The organism is Flavobacterium circumlabens (assembly GCF_004345565.1).
Classification (GTDB): domain Bacteria; phylum Bacteroidota; class Bacteroidia; order Flavobacteriales; family Flavobacteriaceae; genus Flavobacterium; species Flavobacterium circumlabens.
In genome coordinates, this window is sequence record NZ_SLWA01000007.1 from 1 (window position 1) to 18,601 (window position 18,601).

Sequence of the window (18,601 nt, forward strand, 5' to 3'; positions counted from 1 at the left end):
TGAGTTTTAGTATTTCACTATTGAATTGGAGGAGTTTCTCCCTGATGTTAAGCAGGCCTGGATGTGCTAACAAAAAATGGAGACAATGTTAAGGGGTTATTTTCATACCCTTAACTTTTTAAATCCTCCTTTGGATTCTTCTTTTCTTCTTTTCTTCTTTTGTTTAAACTGCTTTGCTATATAATCTGAAGAATATTCAGCACGTGTAATCAGATCCAACAGCTTGACCAAATTTGGGATAGTAATTGTGTCTTTTTGATATTGAAGGTCATCAATCAACAATTCTTTAGATGGGAGTTTATCATAAATCTGATTTACTTTTCCTTCACCAGCAATATTCATTCCGCATCGCTCTTCTATAGCTTTTGCACTGTATTCTTTTCCCAGGCTACTGCCATTAAAAACGTTTTTTGTTATATGGTCAATAAAAGTAATGCCATAAAGCTGACCTTCCATACTTCGTCTAAAAATGGCATAAATCCCCTCTTTTTCCAATAGCTTTGCAAGTTTGCTCACAGGCATTGCTTTCTCGTTCAAGAGCGCCGTATTAATAGCATTTTTTACATGCAACTTATCCGTCGTTTTTCTTATCTGATTATCTTTAAATTTCTGCTCTAAAAATTTCAAAGTCGGTTTGTTATAAAAACTACTCGATTTTATTGGAACACCAATTGGTTTGCCTTGCTCATTTAGTATGCGGTATACCAATCCTTTTGCTGAAAATATTTTGGAATTTTCATTACCACGGTCAGCCAGAACATTGTATTGCTTTAGTACTGCATTAAGTTCAGCTAGGCTTGAATACTTATAATGGTTCAAAACAGTGTTCAGAACATTAAGAATAGCTTTTTTAGATTCAGTCTTTCCATATTGAATCCTTCCCATTGAAATAGGCTCTAAAGTAAATGCTTCTTTCTGTTTTTGTCCTTCTGCTTTTATGAGCCCAAATTGTTCTTCAATCTCCTTTCTTGCAGGTTCTGATTTTCTGATTCCTAAGTGATGCAGATCAATACGTTTGCCATCTTTTTGGATATTTATGGAAACCACATGCAAATGCGCATGTCCTGCATCATGATGCTGGTATACTAAATAAGGCTGTTCTGAGAATCCTATTTTCTCCATATACATATCGGCAATGGCTATTAGTTTTTCTTTGGAATGTTTTTCCGATGGGTCAAAATTCAAGGAAATATGAACTGTATTGCACTTTACATTTTCGTTTAATTCCGCACGTTTTATAAACCGATTGAGTTTCATGGTATCGCTCAATTTTTCAACATCCGAAGGATAGTTTCCTGCTGTGATACACTCGGCAACCCCAGCTTTGACTTTGTTCTCATTGTAGTAAAAAACACTACGAATGGAATGACTTGTTTTTATGATTGCAACCATTTGTAGGTAATTTTTGAGGTATGGCTTTCAATCTGGTCTATCTTATTATTTATGATTTTTGGCTGAAAATCGACTTTAAACAATCTGACAATGGTAATTTTAAGCTGAACCAATACCATCAGAATTATGGGTATGATTTGGAAGCAAGTCTGGCAAAACATTCAATCAAAGAGCTCAATACTCCGCAGTATAAAGAAGACCTTTTAAATTCCCTTAAAAAAGGAAACCTTCAGTCGGCGACTTTTGTTGTCGGCGGTACTGAAAGTAAAATGTTTGTGGAGGCAAATCCCCAGTTTAAGACTGTTAATGTTTATGATGAAAATTTACAAAGAATTAATCATCGAGAGAGCAAGGAAGAAAAAAAGGCTGAATCTCAAAAAGAATCAGTATCTAAAGATCAAAAAAAAAATCTAGATTCTGATGAAGGTGATTCAGGGAGGAAAGATAATAAAGTAAAGAAAAGAAAAACTCCTTCACTTTAAAAGTTATGGAAAAAATAAAGCCTTTATCGGATTTTTTTACCGCAATAGAGAATGATTACCGGATTAGTCCGATGCATATTGCCATTTATGCAGCTCTATTACAATTTAGATCCGTTAAGGGCTTCATTAATCCAATTTTTGTCTTTAGCTCGGAGATTATTGTTATTGCTAAAGTTTCTTCAGCAAATACGTATCATAAATGTGTCCAGGAACTTCATCAGTATGGATACATAAAGTATAGACCATCTTTTAAAAAAAATCGTGGCAGTGAAGTATATTTTTTGTTTTTAGCTGATGCGGACAATTAAAGGTTCTGCAATTAATAATTTTATGAAATTGTATTATGAATGAAATTGTAACCAAGGAAGATCTGAGACAGTTTGGTCTTCTTCTAGTTGATAAAATACAGGCTGTATTTAAAGATAAGGATTCTGAACGGAAAGAAACTTTGGAACCAGAGTGGATTAAAAGTAAGTCTGTGAGAAAACTGCTTGATATTTCAGCAGGTTCAGTTCAGAATCTTAGAACAAGCCAAAAAGTCCGATTTAAAAAAGTGCTTGGCTCGTATTATTACAATAAAGAAGATCTTCGAAAACTTTTTGATGATGATAAACACTAAAAGATTAAAAGAAAGCTATATAATGAGTTATCTGTCAATGTATAGTAATGATCCTAAACTAAATGTCTGGCATTTGTCGATTTTAATAGCAATATTAGGATTAGGGTACAGGCAGGGGCAGAGAAGAAGGATTAAAGTCAGCCGCAGTAAAATTATGGAACTCTCACATGTGAATACACTGCCAACTTATCATAAGTATTTTAAACAGCTTCAGGATTTAGGATACATTAAGTACACCCCATCTTATCATCCAGGTTATAAAAGTGAAGTTAAACTATATAAAAAGAGACTATCTCAAAATATTTGAGGTAGTCTCTTTTAAGTTTAAATATATTTTGAAATTATTTATCACGAAGAAATGTTGTATTTCTTTTTGATTGCCTGGATTTCTTTTTCAAGTCTTCCCAGAACCGCTAAATCGGGTTTTGAAATCTTTGAAGCGGTTTTGTTGAGTTTTTTATTCAGAATGGACATTTCACGTCCGATTGTTGCCTGCTCTGTTATGGCATAGGCCTCGGTCTGTTTTACCGATGCATGGCCGAGTAGTTCCTTTACGACATTTATTGGAACATTGTTATTGAGAGTTACCGTGCTTCCAAAAGTTCGGCGGGCCATATGCGTGTTGAGCGTAAAAGGAAATCCGCATAAAACTGCAACTTCTTTCAGATATTCGTTCATTTTCTGATTTGAAGAAACAGGCAGTACCGTGCCACACTGAATACAGAGCGGGTGGTCTTTATACTTTTCAATTATTTTTAGTGCCTGAGGAAGCAGAGGGACATTAAATGAAGAATTGGTTTTCTGCCTTTCAGACATAATCCACAGGTTTCCGTCAATACCTTTTTTGATATCAGTCTTTTTTAATTGGTATGCATCGATGTAAGCCAGTCCGGTGTAGCATTGGAAGACAAATACATCCCTTACGACATTAAGCCTGTCAGTCGTGAAATAATGACTTTCAAGTTCGTACAATTCCTGTGCGGTGAGTGGTTTTTTTACCAGTTTTGTTTTACGTCCCTTAAAGTTCTTAAATGGGTCCTTGGTGATTAATTCCTTATCAATGGCGCGGATTACAATCTTTTTGAAATTTGCAATATACTTTAGGGTTGTGTTGTTGCTGCAGTCGCGTACAGTTCTAAGGTAAAACTCGAAGTCCTTTACAAACTCAAGATTCAAATCCGCAAATTCAAGATCGTGCTTTTTAAGCTTGAATTTGATAAAAGCTGTTAAATGGTTTTTAGTAATGGTAAACCGGTCAAGGGTGCCTTTTGCATAGCCTTTTCCAAGAAGCGCCTCCATTTCATCGTTATGCTTTTGAAATTCTTCGAGCACCTTAATCTTTGGCCCTGTCCTTCCCAGAACCTCGTCCATAATTTTCTCAGCGGTTATGGTTTTGCCGCTGTACATCATTTCGGTTTTGATTTCATTGATTTTTAAAGTCAGCGAATCCAAAAAGAAGTTCAACGACTTTGCATCTTCCTTTGATCCGACCGCTCTTTCGAACCTTTGATCCCATCGTGTATTATCCCATCTTCTCTTAGTTGAACCTTCCTTACGGATACCGTCAACAGTTATTCTGAAATATACGATCCATTCTCTACTTTCTATTTTGGGTCTTTTTAAAAAGAATCCCAAACCAAAACTGCTTTCCAACATAATCCTACTTTTTAAATTAATAAATGTAGAATAATATCACTTTCAAATCAAGTCGTTAATCTCGTTAACCCCTATAAAGTAAGGGATTTTTGCTGTTTCTGGTGCACTTTTCTGTGAGCCGGAAAGTGCACCGATTCTGCACCTTTAATTTTGCGAGCATTTATAAATATTGAAAACAGGCAATAAAGCAAAAAAGCCAGTAAATCATCGGATTTACTGGCTTTAAGACATTTTTTAAGGCTTTTTGAAAAGATTGAAAACTTTAAGTTTTCCGGCTTTTCGGCCTTTCCGTGGGGAGAGCAGGATTCGAACCTGCGAAGTTTACACAGCAGATTTACAGTCTGCCCTCGTTGGCCGCTTGAGTATCTCCCCGAAGCTTGTATTGATGCGCTTTGTTGTGCTAAGCGGTTGCAAATATATAAACGTTTTTGATGTTTACAAACTAAAATCACACTTAATTTTAAGTTATTTTCAAGATATTTTTTAATTGGTTGGTATTGAATAAAATAAAAAAATCTCCACCAGGGAGATTTTTTTATTTTATGCTGAATATTGGTATTATTTAGCTAAAAGCTCTAAGATTTTTGCTCTTAATTCAGGACCTCTTAAGTCTTGGGCAACTACTTTTCCTGTTGCATCAAGTATAAAAGTTGCGGGAATCGATTCAACATTGTATTGTTTAGCGATTGGTTCGTCCCAGTATTTTAAGTTAGAAACCTGTGTCCATGTTAAGCCATCTTTTGCGATAGCTTCTTTCCAGGCACCAGCTTCTTTGTCTAAAGAAACACCAACAATATTGAGTCCTTTTGCATGTAGCTCTTTATAAATAGCGACAACGTTAGGATTTTCTTTTCTGCACGGTCCACACCATGAAGCCCAGAAATCAACAATTGTTACTTTACCTAAACTCTGTTTAAGAGAAATTACTTTCCCTTCGGGATTAGGCGCAGAAAAATCTGATCTTCATTTAGCGTCACCAGCAGGAGGAGCTGTTGCACCAACTGCAGGCATTTTTGCTTGACCGATTTTTGTTTTGATTTCTTTACCAGGAGCAGTATTTTTTAATGACTCATCTAAAGAATTGTATAAAGCCTCCGCTTTTTTAGCATCAGTAGAAGGATCTCCCAACATACCCTGAATGATCAAAGCAGAAATAAATGATTTTGGGTGAGTTTCAGCGTAAGCTACATATTTCTTTTTAGAATCAGCTTGTACTTCAGTTTGAATAGTCACGTATTGTTTCATCAAACCATTGATAGTTGCAGTATCCTGAGCTTGTTGAGCTGCTTGCATTTTCTGAGTATTGTTTTTCTGAAAATCAGCTAGTCTTTTTTGAGTTTTAGTAAGTTCGTCATTGAATTTTACATACTCATCGTTATTGTAAGTTCCGGAAATTTTAGATTTATGGATACTGTCTTTGTCAATAGCAATATTGATTTCTCCGGTTTCTAAGATAAAAGGGATTGGTCCGTTAGCACCCTGAAGGATTAACGTATGGAAAGCTGGTTCAGTTACTTTTCCTTTTATTTCAAATTTTCCGTTTTCAACTTTTACAGTATCAAGCGCTACTGCCATTTTTGTAGTAGGATCCTGACCTTGAAGAATGATAGTTTTTCCGTTTTCGATTCCTTTTGCAGTTCCTGTAATTAGGTACTCTCCGTCTTTAACTTTGCTGCATGAAATGATTGCTATAGAAGCAGTAAGTAAAAAAAATATTTTTTTCATTATAAAAAATTAATTAGTTAATTGATTTGTGCAACAAAAGTATCTAAAAATATAAAATATAAAGAATTTTGTTGCCTAAAATTTTGTTATAGTTTTTTTGTGCTTAATTAGCATGTTATCAGAGTATTTATCTGTGAAATTTAACTAAAAAATTTTAATAATAGTATAATTGTGGCGCTAAAAGCATAAAATTTTAATTTTAAAGCATAAAAAAAGCATCCTGTTGCCAGAATGCTTTTATAGATAATTTGGATATAAATCTATTCCTGATTTGTTTTTTTTCTCCACGTAAAAGAGTTGAGAATATGTCTTTTAGCAAATCTTCCTGGAGAATCTGCATTTACCATTTTTACATAAGTAGCTTTAGGAACACTGATGTATTCGTAAACGCTACCGTTAGAGAAATCGATAATTAAACGACCATCAACAAATTTATAATCTGTAATTGAACAAGTCGAAATTGTTTCCGTGTATTCCGGTAAGTTAGCTTTAATCGTTTCAGGATTAATGCTTACCAAAAAGTGATAAGCCTCAATGATCGCTTTACTTTTTTCTTCCGCAGCTTTCAAACCAGCATCATCACCTTGAAATTTATCAGGATGTGATTCTTTCATCGCATTACGATAGATGGTTTTTAAATCTTTTAGTTCTGCAGTTTTTTCTACATTTAATAACTTACGGTATTCAACTATTTTTTTCATAAATAAAAGGTAACTTATTGTCTATTAGTTTGAAATGTGTATTTAATACTTCAAAACGACAAATTTTTTGCAAAGGTACACTTTTTTTTAACTTTTTAGTTTTGAAGGAAAAAATATTCGTAATTTTTATAGTCTCAGTCTCAGTCTTCAGTCTCAGTTTACAGTTTCAGTTTTAACATACAGGTAAAACATGACCACGGCTGCGACTGAAAACTAAAAACTACTTCTGTTCCGGCTTGTAATTGGCCTTATCGAAGTTTTTAGACTTTTTAGGATATTTGTCGTAGCTGATATCGCTTGGATTTTCAATAACAGATTTAATGGTGATCATATCGCCTACATTAAAATTGGAATGCGCTAATTTGTAATCTAAAAGATATTCTCCACAAAAATAATTATTGTTTTCATCTTTCTCAATGATGCCGGTATAAACTCCTTTTTGCAACATTTTTTCGTGTGATCCTTTCGACATGACTTTTTTATTTTTAGAATTGAAGCTGCAAAGTTAATCAATATATCGTTTGGTTTGGGCAGTTTAAGACAATCTCAGTATATTTGCACATGCAAAAAAACTTTAGACCCCATCCGAATTCTTTCAAAAATACATTTTGTGTTTTTAATGAAGTTTCACCGGATGCTGTAACAGGTTTAAAAATCCAGTTCGAAAGTAAAGCCGGAAGCACCTATTATTATACCGAAAAAGGGATGTACAGGGTTTCGAATCATTGGGGAAGACTAGCCAACAGTAAATGGCGTCTGGTCGCAATGGAACCGGAAACGCCATCGAAAACTAAAATTGGTTTTGCTGCCTGGAATGAATTCTATCCGGACAATGCTACTGATAAATTGTATTATATTCAGGCAGATTTCGAAAAAAACACGGTTAATTATCAGCACCGAAATAATCCGGATTATGATAAAAAAGCAGTTTTAAGAACGGGTTTCGAAACCACAAAACGAATCAAGCAAATCAGGAATTTGCAGCAATTAACTTCCTGGGCGAAATATTTTGAGGAAGACATCGATATTTTGAGAGAGAAGATAATCACCGAATTGATTTTTACCGAAAAAACATTAGACGAAATTAAAAGAGAAATATAATGGGACGCAACAACGAAAGAAATATTAAAAAACACAATGATAAGCTCCATAAAGCGCAAGACAAAGCCAAACAGGCTGTAATCTCACGAAAAGAAAAGCTAAAAGAAATTGTGAGAAAGTTTAACGAAGATAAAAAGGAAGAATAGAAAAAGTAGTTTCAAGTGAAAAGTAAAAAGGGAGAAGTGAAACCTGGAACTTGAAACCTGAAACAAAAAAACAAAGTAGATATGAATACAAAATTCGAAGACTTAAAAGTAAGTGTGCAGGAGATAATTGACCTGATTGCAGCGAAAAATGACAAAGAAGCCAATAATAAATTACTGGAAGTAAATGAAACTTTAGATGAACTGTTGGATCACGCCGAGGAAGACGAAGATTTAAGAGAAATCAGCAGGTATCAGGTTTTACTGAACCAGCTGCATGTGAAAATCAATGGTGAAGAAGAGGTTGATGGAGAGTAAAAAATGTTTTTGCGATACGGGCTTATCGTTTAATGCTTGTTGTGGATTGTACCTGGAGCAAAATCAAAAAGCGCCAACTGCATTAGCTTTAATGCGCTCCCGATATTCGGCTTATGCGACTCACAATGCCGATTATCTTCTGGAAACGACACATGTTTCAGAAAGGCAATATTATTCAAAAACTGAGATCCTGAAATGGGCAACCAGTAACCAGTGGCAAAAATTAGAAATTTTAAGTTCGTCTGAAGATACGGTTGAATTTAAGGCTTATTTTTTAAATGCAGATCGACAACCTCAGACACATTACGAATTTTCGACTTTCAGATTCGAAAAGGAGGGTTGGTTTTATGTGGATGGAAAGTTTGAATAATTTATAATTTAGGAGTAATTTCCGTCTATTTCATGGTGTTTTTTTAACTAAAAATTAATAAACGTTTCTTTTTTCGTAATTCTAAAAAACCGTAATTTTAGAATTATGAAAAACGAATTTAAAAAAGGTTTTTACTTTAAGACTTACGAAGCACCGTTTCAGTCTCCGTTTGAAAAACTTTTTGGCATTTTCAAAGAGCTGATCACCCATACTTCGGGCGATTTTGATGAAGCCATAGACTGGCTCAGGGAGCTGGATATCGAGTATAAACTTACCGATGAAAACTACACAATCGATGATTTTATCGAAGATTTAAAAAAGAAAGGTTACATAAAAGACGAAGCCAAAGACGATGGTACGCCAGGATTTGGAATCACTGCTAAAACAGAACGTGCAATAAGGCAGCAGGCCTTAGATCAGATTTTTGGTAATTTGAAACGTTCCGGAAGCGGAAATCACAAAACCAAACATGCCGGAAATGGTGATGAGCATACAGGAGAATTCCGTGAGTTTAATTTTGGAGACGGTTTAGAGCGTATTTCTTTAACAGAAAGCTTGAGAAACGCCCAAATCAACAATGGAGTGGAAAGCTTTATGCTTACCGAAAACGATTTGGTGGTAGAAGAAACGCAGTACAAAGCACAAATGAGTACGGTTCTGATGATCGATATCAGCCACAGTATGATTTTGTATGGAGAAGACCGAATCACCCCGGCCAAGAAAGTAGCCATGGCTTTAGCCGAATTAATCACGACACGTTATCCGAAAGATACATTGGACATTCTGGTTTTCGGAAACGATGCGTGGACAATTCCGATTAAAGACTTACCGTATTTGCAAGTGGGACCTTATCATACCAATACGGTTGCGGGACTTCAGCTTGCAATGGATATTTTACGCAGAAAGCGAAATACCAACAAACAAATTTTTATGATTACCGACGGGAAACCAAGCTGCGTTCGCGAACGGGATGGTTCGTATTACATGAACAGCAACGGTCTTGACGACTATATTGTAGACAAATGTTACACACAGGCACAGCAAGCCCGAAAATTACACATTCCGATTACGACTTTTATGATTGCCAACGATCCTTACTTACAGCGTTTTGTCAATCATTTTACAGAAGCCAATCAGGGAAAAGCATTTTATACCGGACTTAAAGGTTTAGGCGAAATGATTTTTGAAGATTACGAAACGAATAGGAAGAAGAGGGTTCGGTAGTTTTCAGTGTCAGTCTCAGTTTTCAGTTGTCATGCTGAGCAGAGTCGAAGCATTTTTAAATGGATAAAGGTTTCAACGCAGAGGAGCACAGCAGTGCGTCTTTTCAAAGTTAATTCGCAGCAGGTGCATTTGCACAAAAAAAATGATAAATAACAAAATAGATATTTCAATAAAAATGGAAATAAACAATATAAATACATTAGGTCAGTTAAAAGCCTCAGGATATAAAAGTATAGGTATCAAAGACGAATTACGAAATAATCTTCGGGAGAAAATCAAATCCGGACAAGCTGTTTTTGAAGAGGTACATGGTTTCGAAAATACAGTAATCCCGGAATTGGAGAGAGCCATTTTATCACGCCACAATATCAATTTATTAGGACTTCGCGGACAGGCAAAAACGCGTCTGGCCCGAAAAATGATTGAATTGTTAGACGAGTATATTCCGTTTGTTTCGGGTTCTGAAATCAATGACGATCCTTTAAATCCGATTTCCCGTTTTGCAAAAGATCTAATTGCGGAAAAAGGAGATGAAACTCCAATTTTATGGTTGCACAGAAGTGAACGATTTTTCGAAAAACTGGCTACTCCGGATGTAACAGTGGCCGATTTAATTGGCGATGTCGATCCGATTAAAGCGGCAAATTTGAAATTATCGTATGCAGACGACCGCGTGATTCATTTCGGAATGATTCCAAGGGCCAATCGCTGTATTTTTGTAATTAACGAATTACCGGATTTACAAGCCAGAATTCAGGTGGCTTTGTTTAATATTTTGCAGGAAGGCGATATTCAGATCAGAGGTTTCAAATTGAGAATGCCGCTTGATATGCAGTTTGTTTTCACTGCAAATCCTGAAGATTACACCAACAGAGGAAGTATTGTTACTCCGTTGAAGGATAGAATTGGTTCTCAAATCTTAACGCATTATCCTGAAACTGTAAAAATTGCCAGAACAATTACTGAGCAGGAAGCCAAATTAGATCAAAATCAAAGTGAAACCGTCTATGTTCCAAGTCTGGCTAAAGATATATTAGAGCAAATAAGTTTTGAAGCGCGTGACAGCGAATATATTGACAATAAAAGTGGTGTCAGTGCCAGAATGAGTATTACGGCTTTCGAAAATTTAATTAGTACCGCAGAACGTCGTGCTTTGATAGCCGGAGCAGATAAAACCACCTTGCGTTTGTCAGATTTTATCGGAATCATTCCTGCTATTACCGGAAAAGTCGAATTGGTTTACGAAGGAGAGCAGGAGGGAGCAGCTTCCGTAGCTCAGACTCTGATAGGTTTGGCCGTCAGAACTTTGTTTTCGGAGCATTTTCCTAAAATTGAAAAATTAGAAAAACCCGGAGAAAAAACTCCTTATTCTGATTTGATCGAATGGTTCTTTGCAGAAAGTGGTTTCGAATTGTTAGACGATTGCTCGGATAAAGAATATCAGGATATCTTAGACGAAGTTACGCCTTTAGATGTTTTATTGAAAAAGTACCAGCCTCAACTGGATAAAAAAGATCAGTATTTCATGAAAGAATTTATTTTATGGGCACTGGTTGAATATAAAAAATTGAGCAAGGATCGTTTTGCAAAAGGACACCAGTTCAAAGATATGTATGGAAGTTACATCAGTAAGTTGTAAATACTTGTGATATTAAAGAATTTCAAAACCTGACACGTTTTTAAAACCTGTCGGGTTTGTTTTTTAAACTTAGTAAATTATGTTTCAACAGTTTATTATTTCTAAAAATCCCTTTACCACTTTAAAATCAACTACCTTGTTCCGTTGACTGTAATTGCAGTCTTTCCTAAAAATATAATGGAAGATAGTTTTGAAGATTTGATCGCTTCGTACATCGAAAATAAAGTAGGTATAGCGGAGCATTTTTTAACCCCTGAATTAGCAAATCATTTAAAACAAAATTTACTCGATTTAAATCAGAAAAATTTATTGTTAAGCGCCGGAATTGGAAACTCGGATAAACTGTCGTATGACGGTGCCATCAGAAGCGACTCGATTTACTGGCTGGATAAAAATCACAATAATGTTTTCGAGAATGAATTTTTTGCCAAAATTGATGCTTTTATACTATACCTTAATGAAAGCTGCTATACCGGAATTACAGGTTACGAGTTTCATTATGCCTTATACGAAAAAGGAGATTTTTACCTGAAACATTTGGATCAGTTCAAAAATAATCCCAGTCGTAAATATTCCATGATCAGTTATCTCAACAGCAATTGGCAGGAAGCCGATGGCGGAGAATTGCTGATTCATCAGGTGAATAATAATCAGAAGATTTCACCAACACAGGGTAAAACTGTTTTTTTTAAAAGTGACGAACTGGTACACGAAGTTTTAGTGACTCAGAATACGCGAATGAGTATTACAGGCTGGCTTAAGAGTGATTAATATTCTTTTTTTTTAGAAGTTATAAAAGAGATAAACGTTATTTTTGCATTCAAAAAGAACCTTATGTTATTTCTCGTTTTAAGTATTATTTGCAGTGTTGTGGTGGGCGTTATTTTTAAAATCACCAGAAAATACAATACGAATCCAACCCAGATTGTCGCTTTCAATTATGTGTTTGCAATGCTGCTTTGTTATTTTACTTTTAGTCCGGATCTTAAGGAAGTTACTGTTAATTCGCCCTGGATCATTTATATCGCCATTGGTGTTTTGCTGCCTGCTGTTTTTCTGTTTTTAGTAGCTTCTATAAAACATATGGGAATCGTAAAGACAGATGCGGCCCAAAGATTGTCGTTATTTATCCCTATTTTGGCTGCCTGGTTTATTTTTAAGGAAGAATTCAACAGTTATAAAGTAATTGGGCTTCTGACGGGTTTTCTGGCACTTTTATTCATCTTAAAAAAACAAGCCACAAATACGGGGAACAAGTGGATGTATCCGGCAATTGTTTTGTTTGGCTTTGGTGTTATTGATATCCTTTTTAAACAAATTGCTCTTTACACGACTTTACCTTATACTACTTCACTATTTGTAGTTTTTGCAATTGCATTGCTTGTTGCGGTATTTATTGCTGCTTATGAGTTTGTCATTAAAAAAGCCAGATTCGAATCTAAAAATATTCTTTTTGGAGCTTTGGTAGGCCTTTTTAATTTCGGAAATATTTTGTTTTATCTGAAAGCACATAAAGCATTCTCTGAGAATCCTTCGACTGTTTTTGCAGGAATGAACATGGGAGTTATCATTCTTGGCAGCGTGGTTGGTCTTCTTTTTTTTAAAGAAAAACTGTCCAAAATTAACTTCGTCGGAATCATTTTAGCTCTAATTTCCATTATTTTTATTGTTTTTTCACAATTGAAGTAATTTTTTTACTTGTATAAAGTCTTTATTTACAGGCTTTTTTGTAGTAGAATTCATTTTGTTTAAAATTAATTCTACTAATTCCATAGAATATATAAAGTAATTTATATAGATTTGCAATGACAATGAAAAACTATAGCCAAAATAGCATTCCGTTTATGTGCAGCTTCACGATGTGTTGCATGATGAACGCTGTAATGAAATGGCCTTAATAGAAAATGGACTTGTTAGTTATTTTTTTTTTAGCCTTTCATGCACCATGAAAGGCTTTTTTTGGAATTATTAAAAAATTATAAGATGCGATCAAATAGAAATACCAACATAATGATGCAGTGCTGTCTGATAAAAATACCATGTTGTATCCGTTGAAACAATTAGAAAAGCTGAACAAAAATAAACAACCCCAATTTAAAAGATATATAAAATGAGTGCAGAAATAATAAAACAGAATCCCTTTCAATCTATGATTGATCGCTTTAATATCGCCGCTGATATTCTTAATTTAGAGGAATCCATCAGGCAGAAATTGCAGCGTCCGGAAAAGCAAATCGTTGTGAATTTCGCTATAACCTTAGACAATGGAACAATTCAAAATTTTGAAGGATACCGCGTCATTCACAATACGGCACTTGGACCGTCAAAAGGCGGAATTCGTTACGATACAGGTGTTAATCTGGATGAAGTCAAAGCACTGGCTGCCTGGATGACCTGGAAATCTGCTGTAACAGGAATTCCTTTTGGAGGTGCAAAGGGCGGAATCATTTGTGATCCGAGAACCCTTTCCAAAACAGAATTGGAAAAAATAACCAGAGCCTATACCAAAGCATTAGCTGATATCTTCGGACCTGAAAAAGATGTTCCTGCTCCCGATATGGGAACCGGACCTGACGAAATGGGCTGGCTCATGGATGAATTTTCATTGGTACACGGCAAAACGATTCATGCCGTAGTGACCGGAAAACACCTGCATTCCGGAGGTTCTTTGGGAAGAGTAGAAGCAACAGGGCGCGGTGTAAGCATCATCAGTATTCTGGCGCTTCAAAAGCTAAAAATCAGACCTGCAAGAGCTACGGCTGCGATTCAGGGTTTTGGGAATGTTGGTTTGCATTCGGCTTTGTTTTTATTCGAAAAAGGATTGAAAATTGTCGCCGTAAGTGATGTTTCTGAAGCTTTTTATAATCCGGACGGACTCAATATCCCGGAACTGATATTGTATTACAATCTGAATAATAAATCAATAAAAGGATACCGGAGAATTCACCAGATCAACAAGCGTCTGGAAGATATATTGGAAAAAGGTTTTGATACCGTTTTTAGAGTTGCAGCAAAATATGATGTAACGCCTCGTATTGCGGCTTATATTATTGCATTGAAAAAAGTGGCTGAAACGCAGTCTGTAAAAGAAGTGGCGGCAGATAGTCCAAAGTATAAACAGAATTAAAAATTTACTCTAAAATTAGACCTGGATAATTTTCATCAATTGATACTTTTCTGTGAATGGGATGGTATCAATTGATGAAAATATCTTCTTCCTGACATATTTATAATACAACAAAGTAATTTTTAAAAATGGAACATATTAATTTTCTTGCTTTCGCAATGCCTGCCTTTTTTCTTTTTTTATTTATTGAATTTAAGATAGCGCAACGAAAAAAAAGACCGGAAATTTTTAATTACGAAAGCTCTGTTTCGAATATTAGTATTGGTATTGCCGAAAGATTAATTAACCTGTTTAAAGCGGCGAGTTTCTATCAGTCCTATTATTTCATTTATAATAATTATCGGATTTTTGATATTCCATCGAATTTTTTTGTCTGGTCTGCCTTAATTCTCGCAACCGATTTTGTCTGGTATTGGTACCACAGGTTAGGACATGAAGTCAATTTTTTCTGGGCAGCTCATATTGTGCATCATCATAGTGAAGAATTTAATTTTACCGCTGCAGCGAGAATTACTACTTTTCAGGCTGTTATCCGGACTGGATTTTGGTGTGTTCTTCCGTTTGTAGGGTTTCATCCAACAATGGTCATAACAATGCTGATTGTTCATGGTGCTTATTCTTTTTTTACGCATACACAGCTTATCGGAAAAATAAAGTGGCTGGAATATGTTTTTGTTACGCCTTCTGTTCATGGAGTCCATCACGCCTCCGATGAGAAATATCTGGATAAAAACTATGGGGATATGTTTACTTTCTGGGACCGACTTTTCGGGACTTTCCAGACGGAAGAGGAAAAACCAAAATATGGATTGACGCATCCGTTGAAAAGCTACAGTTTCTTATGGCAGCATTTTCACTATTACTTTGAAATTTATGAATTGATGAAACGCTCCACACATTTCAAAGAAAAATGGAAAGCAGTTTTTGGAAGCCCCGCACATATGGATCAGGACATTCGGCCCCTGCTGGAAAAACGGTTTTTACAGGATAAAGCGAATCCGAATCAGCGACTTCGATTTAAAAATTATCTTTATATCCAGTTGGGAATTTCGACTTTTTTGCTAACGGTTTTTACCTATTATTTTGAATTTTTAAATGGTTTTGATAAGGTTTTTGTGCTGTCGATTATATTGATTACGCTAATTAATTGTGGTGCTTTACTGGAACAGCGAAAATGGATTTATTATCTCGAATATGCCCGAATTTACATGATCGCGGTCTATTTCCTGTACGAAGAAAATTTAATCACCTTTTTCTTTATCCCACTAGGAATTATGATTTTCGCTGAACAATTATTCTCCTTGGGTAAACGGTATCAGAATGTGGTGCTTCAGTTGGAATCTTCGGACTGAATAGAAGTGAGAAGTGAGGTGTGAAAAGTATAGAAAAAAGCGGTATTTGAAAGGGTGTCGTTTTTTTTTTTTTTTTTTGCCACTGATTTACGGATTTTAAAAGATTTTTTAATCTATGTGAATCTGTGCAATCTGTGGCTTTTTTTTAAAATTATATGGTTTTAATCGCCATGATTTTCTCTTCAAAAGTATCTTTAAAGTCGGATTTGCTTTTGATTCTTGTTTTGTACGTATAGATTGTAGCTACGGAAAGTTCCAGAAATTCAGCCATTTGGCTGCTGTCCTGAATTCCCAGTCGATACAATGCGAAAATTCGAAGCTCGGTGTTTAAGAGTTCGCCTTTTTTTACAATGCATTTATGGTCATTCGGAAATAAATGATTGAAATCGGTCACAAAAGTCGGGAATAACTTCAGGAAGATTTCATCAAACTGATGGAATAAATTCTCGCGTTCTTCCTTTACATTATAGCGTTTTAAACTCGCAATCACTTCATCTGTTTTCTTTGTAATGATCTTATGAAGCGTACTTTTCTGAATATGATCTATTTTATTAATGAATGCCGATGTTGCTTTGATAAAATAGGTAATGTATTCTTCCTTAATAGCATTGGCCTCGCTCAGGCTGATGTTCATCTCCTGCAGCTGACTATATGAAGAAGCCATTATTTTTCTCGCCTTATTTCTTTCTTTTAGTTGCTTGAAAATAATGATCGAAAACAAAATGATAATCACGGTCAGTATCGTTAACAGAATAATAATTCTTTCCAGTTTATCATTCTTTTCTTTTACATTATTCAGTTGTGCTTTTTCGATGATTGGCAAAATAGACGAAATCTCAATTTTGCGGTGTCTGGCGTTGTAAAAAGTAGCATCATCCATAGCAATATTAATGTATTCGTTGGCTTTGTCGAGATACCCCATTTTAAAGAGTTCATTGGCCAGATTTCGCAAGGCGACGGTTTCTTTGGTCGCATTTTTTACGTCAGCAATAGCAGCAAGTGCCAGGTAATGAACGGCTTTTTTGGTGTATCCTCTTTCTGAGTAAATGTAACCCAGACTTGAAGTTGCAATTCCGTAATAATCGGGAGGCAGATCATAATTATTAATCCAATAGCTGAAGGCAAATTCGGCACCACGCCAATCCTGCTGCTTGAGTCTTTTCAGACTTTCGGCGGCCCAATATTCGTTGGTGTTCGTTCCGATTAATTCTAATGCCTTTTTCAGAAAATGATTTCCCTGTTGTACATAGTGAATGTTAAAACGCTGATCACGGTTATAATCGGCTAAATCATAATAAGCACGCGCTTTTATATTGTAATACTCAAATTTGTTTTGTGAGTCCAGTTTTTTGTCGTCAACGACATTCAAAGTATCAATAGCTTCTTTAAATAAACCGGAGGAAAGGAGTACGAAACCTTCTTTAATTCGGCTTTTGGCCAGGTATTTGGGATCTTTCAGCACAATCGCCTTAATCTTTGCTTCTTCTAAATAATAATAAGCGGAATCATATTTAAAAGATTTGTATTCTTCAAACAGCGACATATAGCAATTATAAAGGGCGGTGTTGTTCTGGCTCAGTGTAAATTTGGATACATTTTTTTTTAGTGCTTCTATCTTCTGATATTTCTTTTTGAGATATACTTCCTTTTTAAGGAGCACTTTATCTAATTCTTCCAGAACAGGATCTGTCTCTTTCGCAGTGAGAGAAAAACCTGCAATGAAAAAATACAGAATTAATATTCTTTGCATAGTCATGTTTTGGTTTAGGATAAAAATAGTTTTTGGTTGGTGTGAGTTAATTCGTTTTTAATTCAACATAAGCCTGAGAGCTCAGACCTGATAACTTTTAGAATTTAGAAAATTGAGACGTAACACATTTAAAAACAAGGGTTAGTTTATTTAAAAACGGGCTCTAAATGTTAAAAGTAGTTTAATAATTTGCAATTATACAATAAAAAGCAATTATATATATGCATAGTGAAAAAAATATACACTTTAATTTTGATATTGTCATTTATACCATTAATCAAATGCCATTTTTTATCTAAACAATGTCTTGATTTTTGCTCTTGTAAAAATATCTTAAATAATTGATTATTAAATAGTTGTTATGTTTTTTGTTTGATTTTTATCTTGATTTTTCTCAGATATTTTTTTTAAGATTTATTTAACGTATAGCTTCGCTCTGTCCTTTAGGAATAAAAAAACTAACAATCAAACCACAAATTTATGAGATGTAAAAGTATTTATTGGTTGGCTGTTGTGATGAGTTTAACAGCCATTGGCTGTGATAACACTGACGACGGAAGCCACGTTGATCCCATTACCATTTATGAAAAAGTAAACGGCAACTGGGGATTAACAAATCTGAAAATGGTTGATGAATTTGCGAAAGCAAGTAAAATCGAACCAAACGAAGAAAACTTGAGTACCTATTTTAATTACGAAGATTTTAAAATCAACTTCGTAGCAGACGCACAAAACAGGCCTACAAGTTATGAAGTTACCGGAAATGTTCCTCCATTATTTGCTCCCAAAGGATATTGGGCATTAAGCTCAGATTTTCAGCAGACCAATGCCAGTGCAATACGAATCTATTTGTACAGCGATGCTCAGAAAACTCAAAAAACAGATGAACTCAGGATAATTTCAGTTCCGGGTAAAAATGAAGAAATGCAGCTTCAGCTGATGCGTACTTCCGGCGGAGTGGATTTTGTGTCTTATGTATTCAAATTAAATGCTATTAATTAA

Annotated in this window: 21 protein-coding genes, 1 tRNA gene and 1 pseudogene; 15 read left to right on the forward strand and 8 right to left on the reverse strand. The window is 35.1% G+C overall.

Annotated features, from left to right (window positions below):
- Window positions 1-102: 102 nt before the first annotated feature.
- Complete coding sequence (locus EV142_RS16455) at window positions 103-1,392, reverse strand: relaxase/mobilization nuclease domain-containing protein (protein WP_132036941.1); 1,290 nt, start codon at window positions 1,390-1,392, stop codon at window positions 103-105.
- Between the two features lie 20 nt (window positions 1,393-1,412).
- Between EV142_RS16455 and EV142_RS16460 the strand changes: the two genes are divergently transcribed.
- The 4 genes from EV142_RS16460 to EV142_RS16475 are packed head-to-tail and all read left to right on the forward strand — an operon-like array spanning window position 1,413 to window position 2,800.
- Window positions 1,413-1,874 (forward strand): hypothetical protein, encoded by a 462-nt coding sequence (locus EV142_RS16460; protein ID WP_238698742.1) that lies wholly within the window; start codon window positions 1,413-1,415, stop codon window positions 1,872-1,874.
- Between the two features lie 5 nt (window positions 1,875-1,879).
- Entirely contained in the window at window positions 1,880-2,182 is a 303-nt protein-coding gene (locus EV142_RS16465) for a hypothetical protein (RefSeq protein ID WP_132036942.1), read from the forward strand.
- Window positions 2,183-2,217: 35 nt separating this feature from the next.
- Entirely contained in the window at window positions 2,218-2,493 is a 276-nt protein-coding gene (locus EV142_RS16470; protein WP_132036943.1) for a DNA-binding protein, read from the forward strand.
- A gap of 22 nt (window positions 2,494-2,515) precedes the next feature.
- Window positions 2,516-2,800, forward strand: coding sequence for a hypothetical protein (locus EV142_RS16475; RefSeq protein ID WP_238698743.1), 285 nt, complete (start codon window positions 2,516-2,518; stop codon window positions 2,798-2,800).
- Between the two features lie 41 nt (window positions 2,801-2,841).
- Here the strand turns inward: EV142_RS16475 and EV142_RS16480 are convergent, their stop codons facing one another.
- The 6 genes and pseudogenes from EV142_RS16480 to EV142_RS16505 all read right to left on the reverse strand — a co-directional run bounded on the left by EV142_RS16480 (window position 2,842) and on the right by EV142_RS16505 (window position 7,047).
- Window positions 2,842-4,149 carry a site-specific integrase gene (locus EV142_RS16480; RefSeq protein ID WP_132036944.1) on the reverse strand — a complete coding sequence of 436 codons (1,308 nt, stop codon included), beginning with the start codon at window positions 4,147-4,149 and terminating at the stop codon, window positions 2,842-2,844.
- 291 nt (window positions 4,150-4,440) lie between these two features.
- Window positions 4,441-4,521: transfer RNA gene (locus EV142_RS16485), tRNA-Tyr, on the reverse strand.
- A 186-nt stretch (window positions 4,522-4,707) separates the two neighbouring features.
- Window positions 4,708-5,094, reverse strand: a pseudogene (locus EV142_RS16490) (peroxiredoxin family protein); the annotation flags it as partial.
- A gap of 18 nt (window positions 5,095-5,112) precedes the next feature.
- Window positions 5,113-5,874 (reverse strand): DUF4369 domain-containing protein, encoded by a 762-nt coding sequence (locus tag EV142_RS16495; protein ID WP_132036945.1) that lies wholly within the window; start codon window positions 5,872-5,874, stop codon window positions 5,113-5,115.
- Window positions 5,875-6,134: 260 nt separating this feature from the next.
- Window positions 6,135-6,575, reverse strand: coding sequence for a KTSC domain-containing protein (locus EV142_RS16500; RefSeq protein ID WP_132036946.1), 441 nt, complete (start codon window positions 6,573-6,575; stop codon window positions 6,135-6,137).
- A 220-nt stretch (window positions 6,576-6,795) separates the two neighbouring features.
- The gene (locus EV142_RS16505) at window positions 6,796-7,047 is read right to left on the reverse strand and encodes a hypothetical protein (RefSeq protein WP_127336708.1); all 252 of its coding nucleotides are present in this window, start codon (window positions 7,045-7,047) and stop codon (window positions 6,796-6,798) included.
- 89 nt (window positions 7,048-7,136) lie between these two features.
- Here EV142_RS16505 and EV142_RS16510 point away from each other — a divergent pair, with 89 nt between their 5' ends.
- The 10 genes from EV142_RS16510 to EV142_RS16550 all read left to right on the forward strand — a co-directional run bounded on the left by EV142_RS16510 (window position 7,137) and on the right by EV142_RS16550 (window position 15,849).
- Window positions 7,137-7,676, forward strand: coding sequence for a hypothetical protein (locus EV142_RS16510; RefSeq protein ID WP_132036947.1), 540 nt, complete (start codon window positions 7,137-7,139; stop codon window positions 7,674-7,676).
- The gene (locus EV142_RS24160) at window positions 7,676-7,822 is read left to right on the forward strand and encodes a hypothetical protein (RefSeq protein WP_164502534.1); all 147 of its coding nucleotides are present in this window, start codon (window positions 7,676-7,678) and stop codon (window positions 7,820-7,822) included. The genes EV142_RS16510 and EV142_RS24160 overlap by 1 nt, the downstream gene beginning before the upstream one ends.
- A gap of 81 nt (window positions 7,823-7,903) precedes the next feature.
- The gene (locus EV142_RS16515; protein ID WP_132036948.1) at window positions 7,904-8,137 is read left to right on the forward strand and encodes a hypothetical protein; all 234 of its coding nucleotides are present in this window, start codon (window positions 7,904-7,906) and stop codon (window positions 8,135-8,137) included.
- Complete coding sequence (locus tag EV142_RS16520) at window positions 8,127-8,507, forward strand: YchJ family protein (RefSeq protein ID WP_132036949.1); 381 nt, start codon at window positions 8,127-8,129, stop codon at window positions 8,505-8,507. Before EV142_RS16515 ends, EV142_RS16520 begins: the two co-directional genes overlap by 11 nt.
- Window positions 8,508-8,612: 105 nt before the next feature.
- A complete protein-coding gene (locus tag EV142_RS16525; protein WP_132036950.1) occupies window positions 8,613-9,731 on the forward strand; it encodes a vWA domain-containing protein in 1,119 nt (372 codons plus the stop codon).
- A 175-nt stretch (window positions 9,732-9,906) separates the two neighbouring features.
- Window positions 9,907-11,370, forward strand: coding sequence for a MoxR family ATPase (locus EV142_RS16530; protein WP_132037156.1), 1,464 nt, complete (start codon window positions 9,907-9,909; stop codon window positions 11,368-11,370).
- Window positions 11,371-11,547: 177 nt separating this feature from the next.
- Window positions 11,548-12,141, forward strand: a complete 594-nt coding sequence (locus EV142_RS16535; protein WP_132036951.1) for a 2OG-Fe(II) oxygenase — start codon at window positions 11,548-11,550, stop codon at window positions 12,139-12,141.
- Window positions 12,142-12,204: 63 nt separating this feature from the next.
- The gene (locus EV142_RS16540; RefSeq protein WP_132036952.1) at window positions 12,205-13,059 is read left to right on the forward strand and encodes a DMT family transporter; all 855 of its coding nucleotides are present in this window, start codon (window positions 12,205-12,207) and stop codon (window positions 13,057-13,059) included.
- Between the two features lie 421 nt (window positions 13,060-13,480).
- Window positions 13,481-14,497 carry a Glu/Leu/Phe/Val family dehydrogenase gene (locus EV142_RS16545; RefSeq protein WP_194100245.1) on the forward strand — a complete coding sequence of 339 codons (1,017 nt, stop codon included), beginning with the start codon at window positions 13,481-13,483 and terminating at the stop codon, window positions 14,495-14,497.
- Window positions 14,498-14,625: 128 nt separating this feature from the next.
- Window positions 14,626-15,849 carry a sterol desaturase family protein gene (locus EV142_RS16550; protein WP_132036953.1) on the forward strand — a complete coding sequence of 408 codons (1,224 nt, stop codon included), beginning with the start codon at window positions 14,626-14,628 and terminating at the stop codon, window positions 15,847-15,849.
- A gap of 151 nt (window positions 15,850-16,000) precedes the next feature.
- On the opposite strand, the gene EV142_RS16555 is transcribed toward EV142_RS16550, so the two are convergent.
- Window positions 16,001-17,599: a DUF6377 domain-containing protein gene (locus EV142_RS16555; protein WP_132036954.1), complete on the reverse strand. Its 1,599-nt coding sequence runs from the start codon at window positions 17,597-17,599 to the stop codon at window positions 16,001-16,003.
- 480 nt (window positions 17,600-18,079) lie between these two features.
- Here EV142_RS16555 and EV142_RS16560 point away from each other — a divergent pair, with 480 nt between their 5' ends.
- Window positions 18,080-18,601 carry a DUF5004 domain-containing protein gene (locus EV142_RS16560; protein ID WP_132036955.1) on the forward strand — a complete coding sequence of 174 codons (522 nt, stop codon included), beginning with the start codon at window positions 18,080-18,082 and terminating at the stop codon, window positions 18,599-18,601.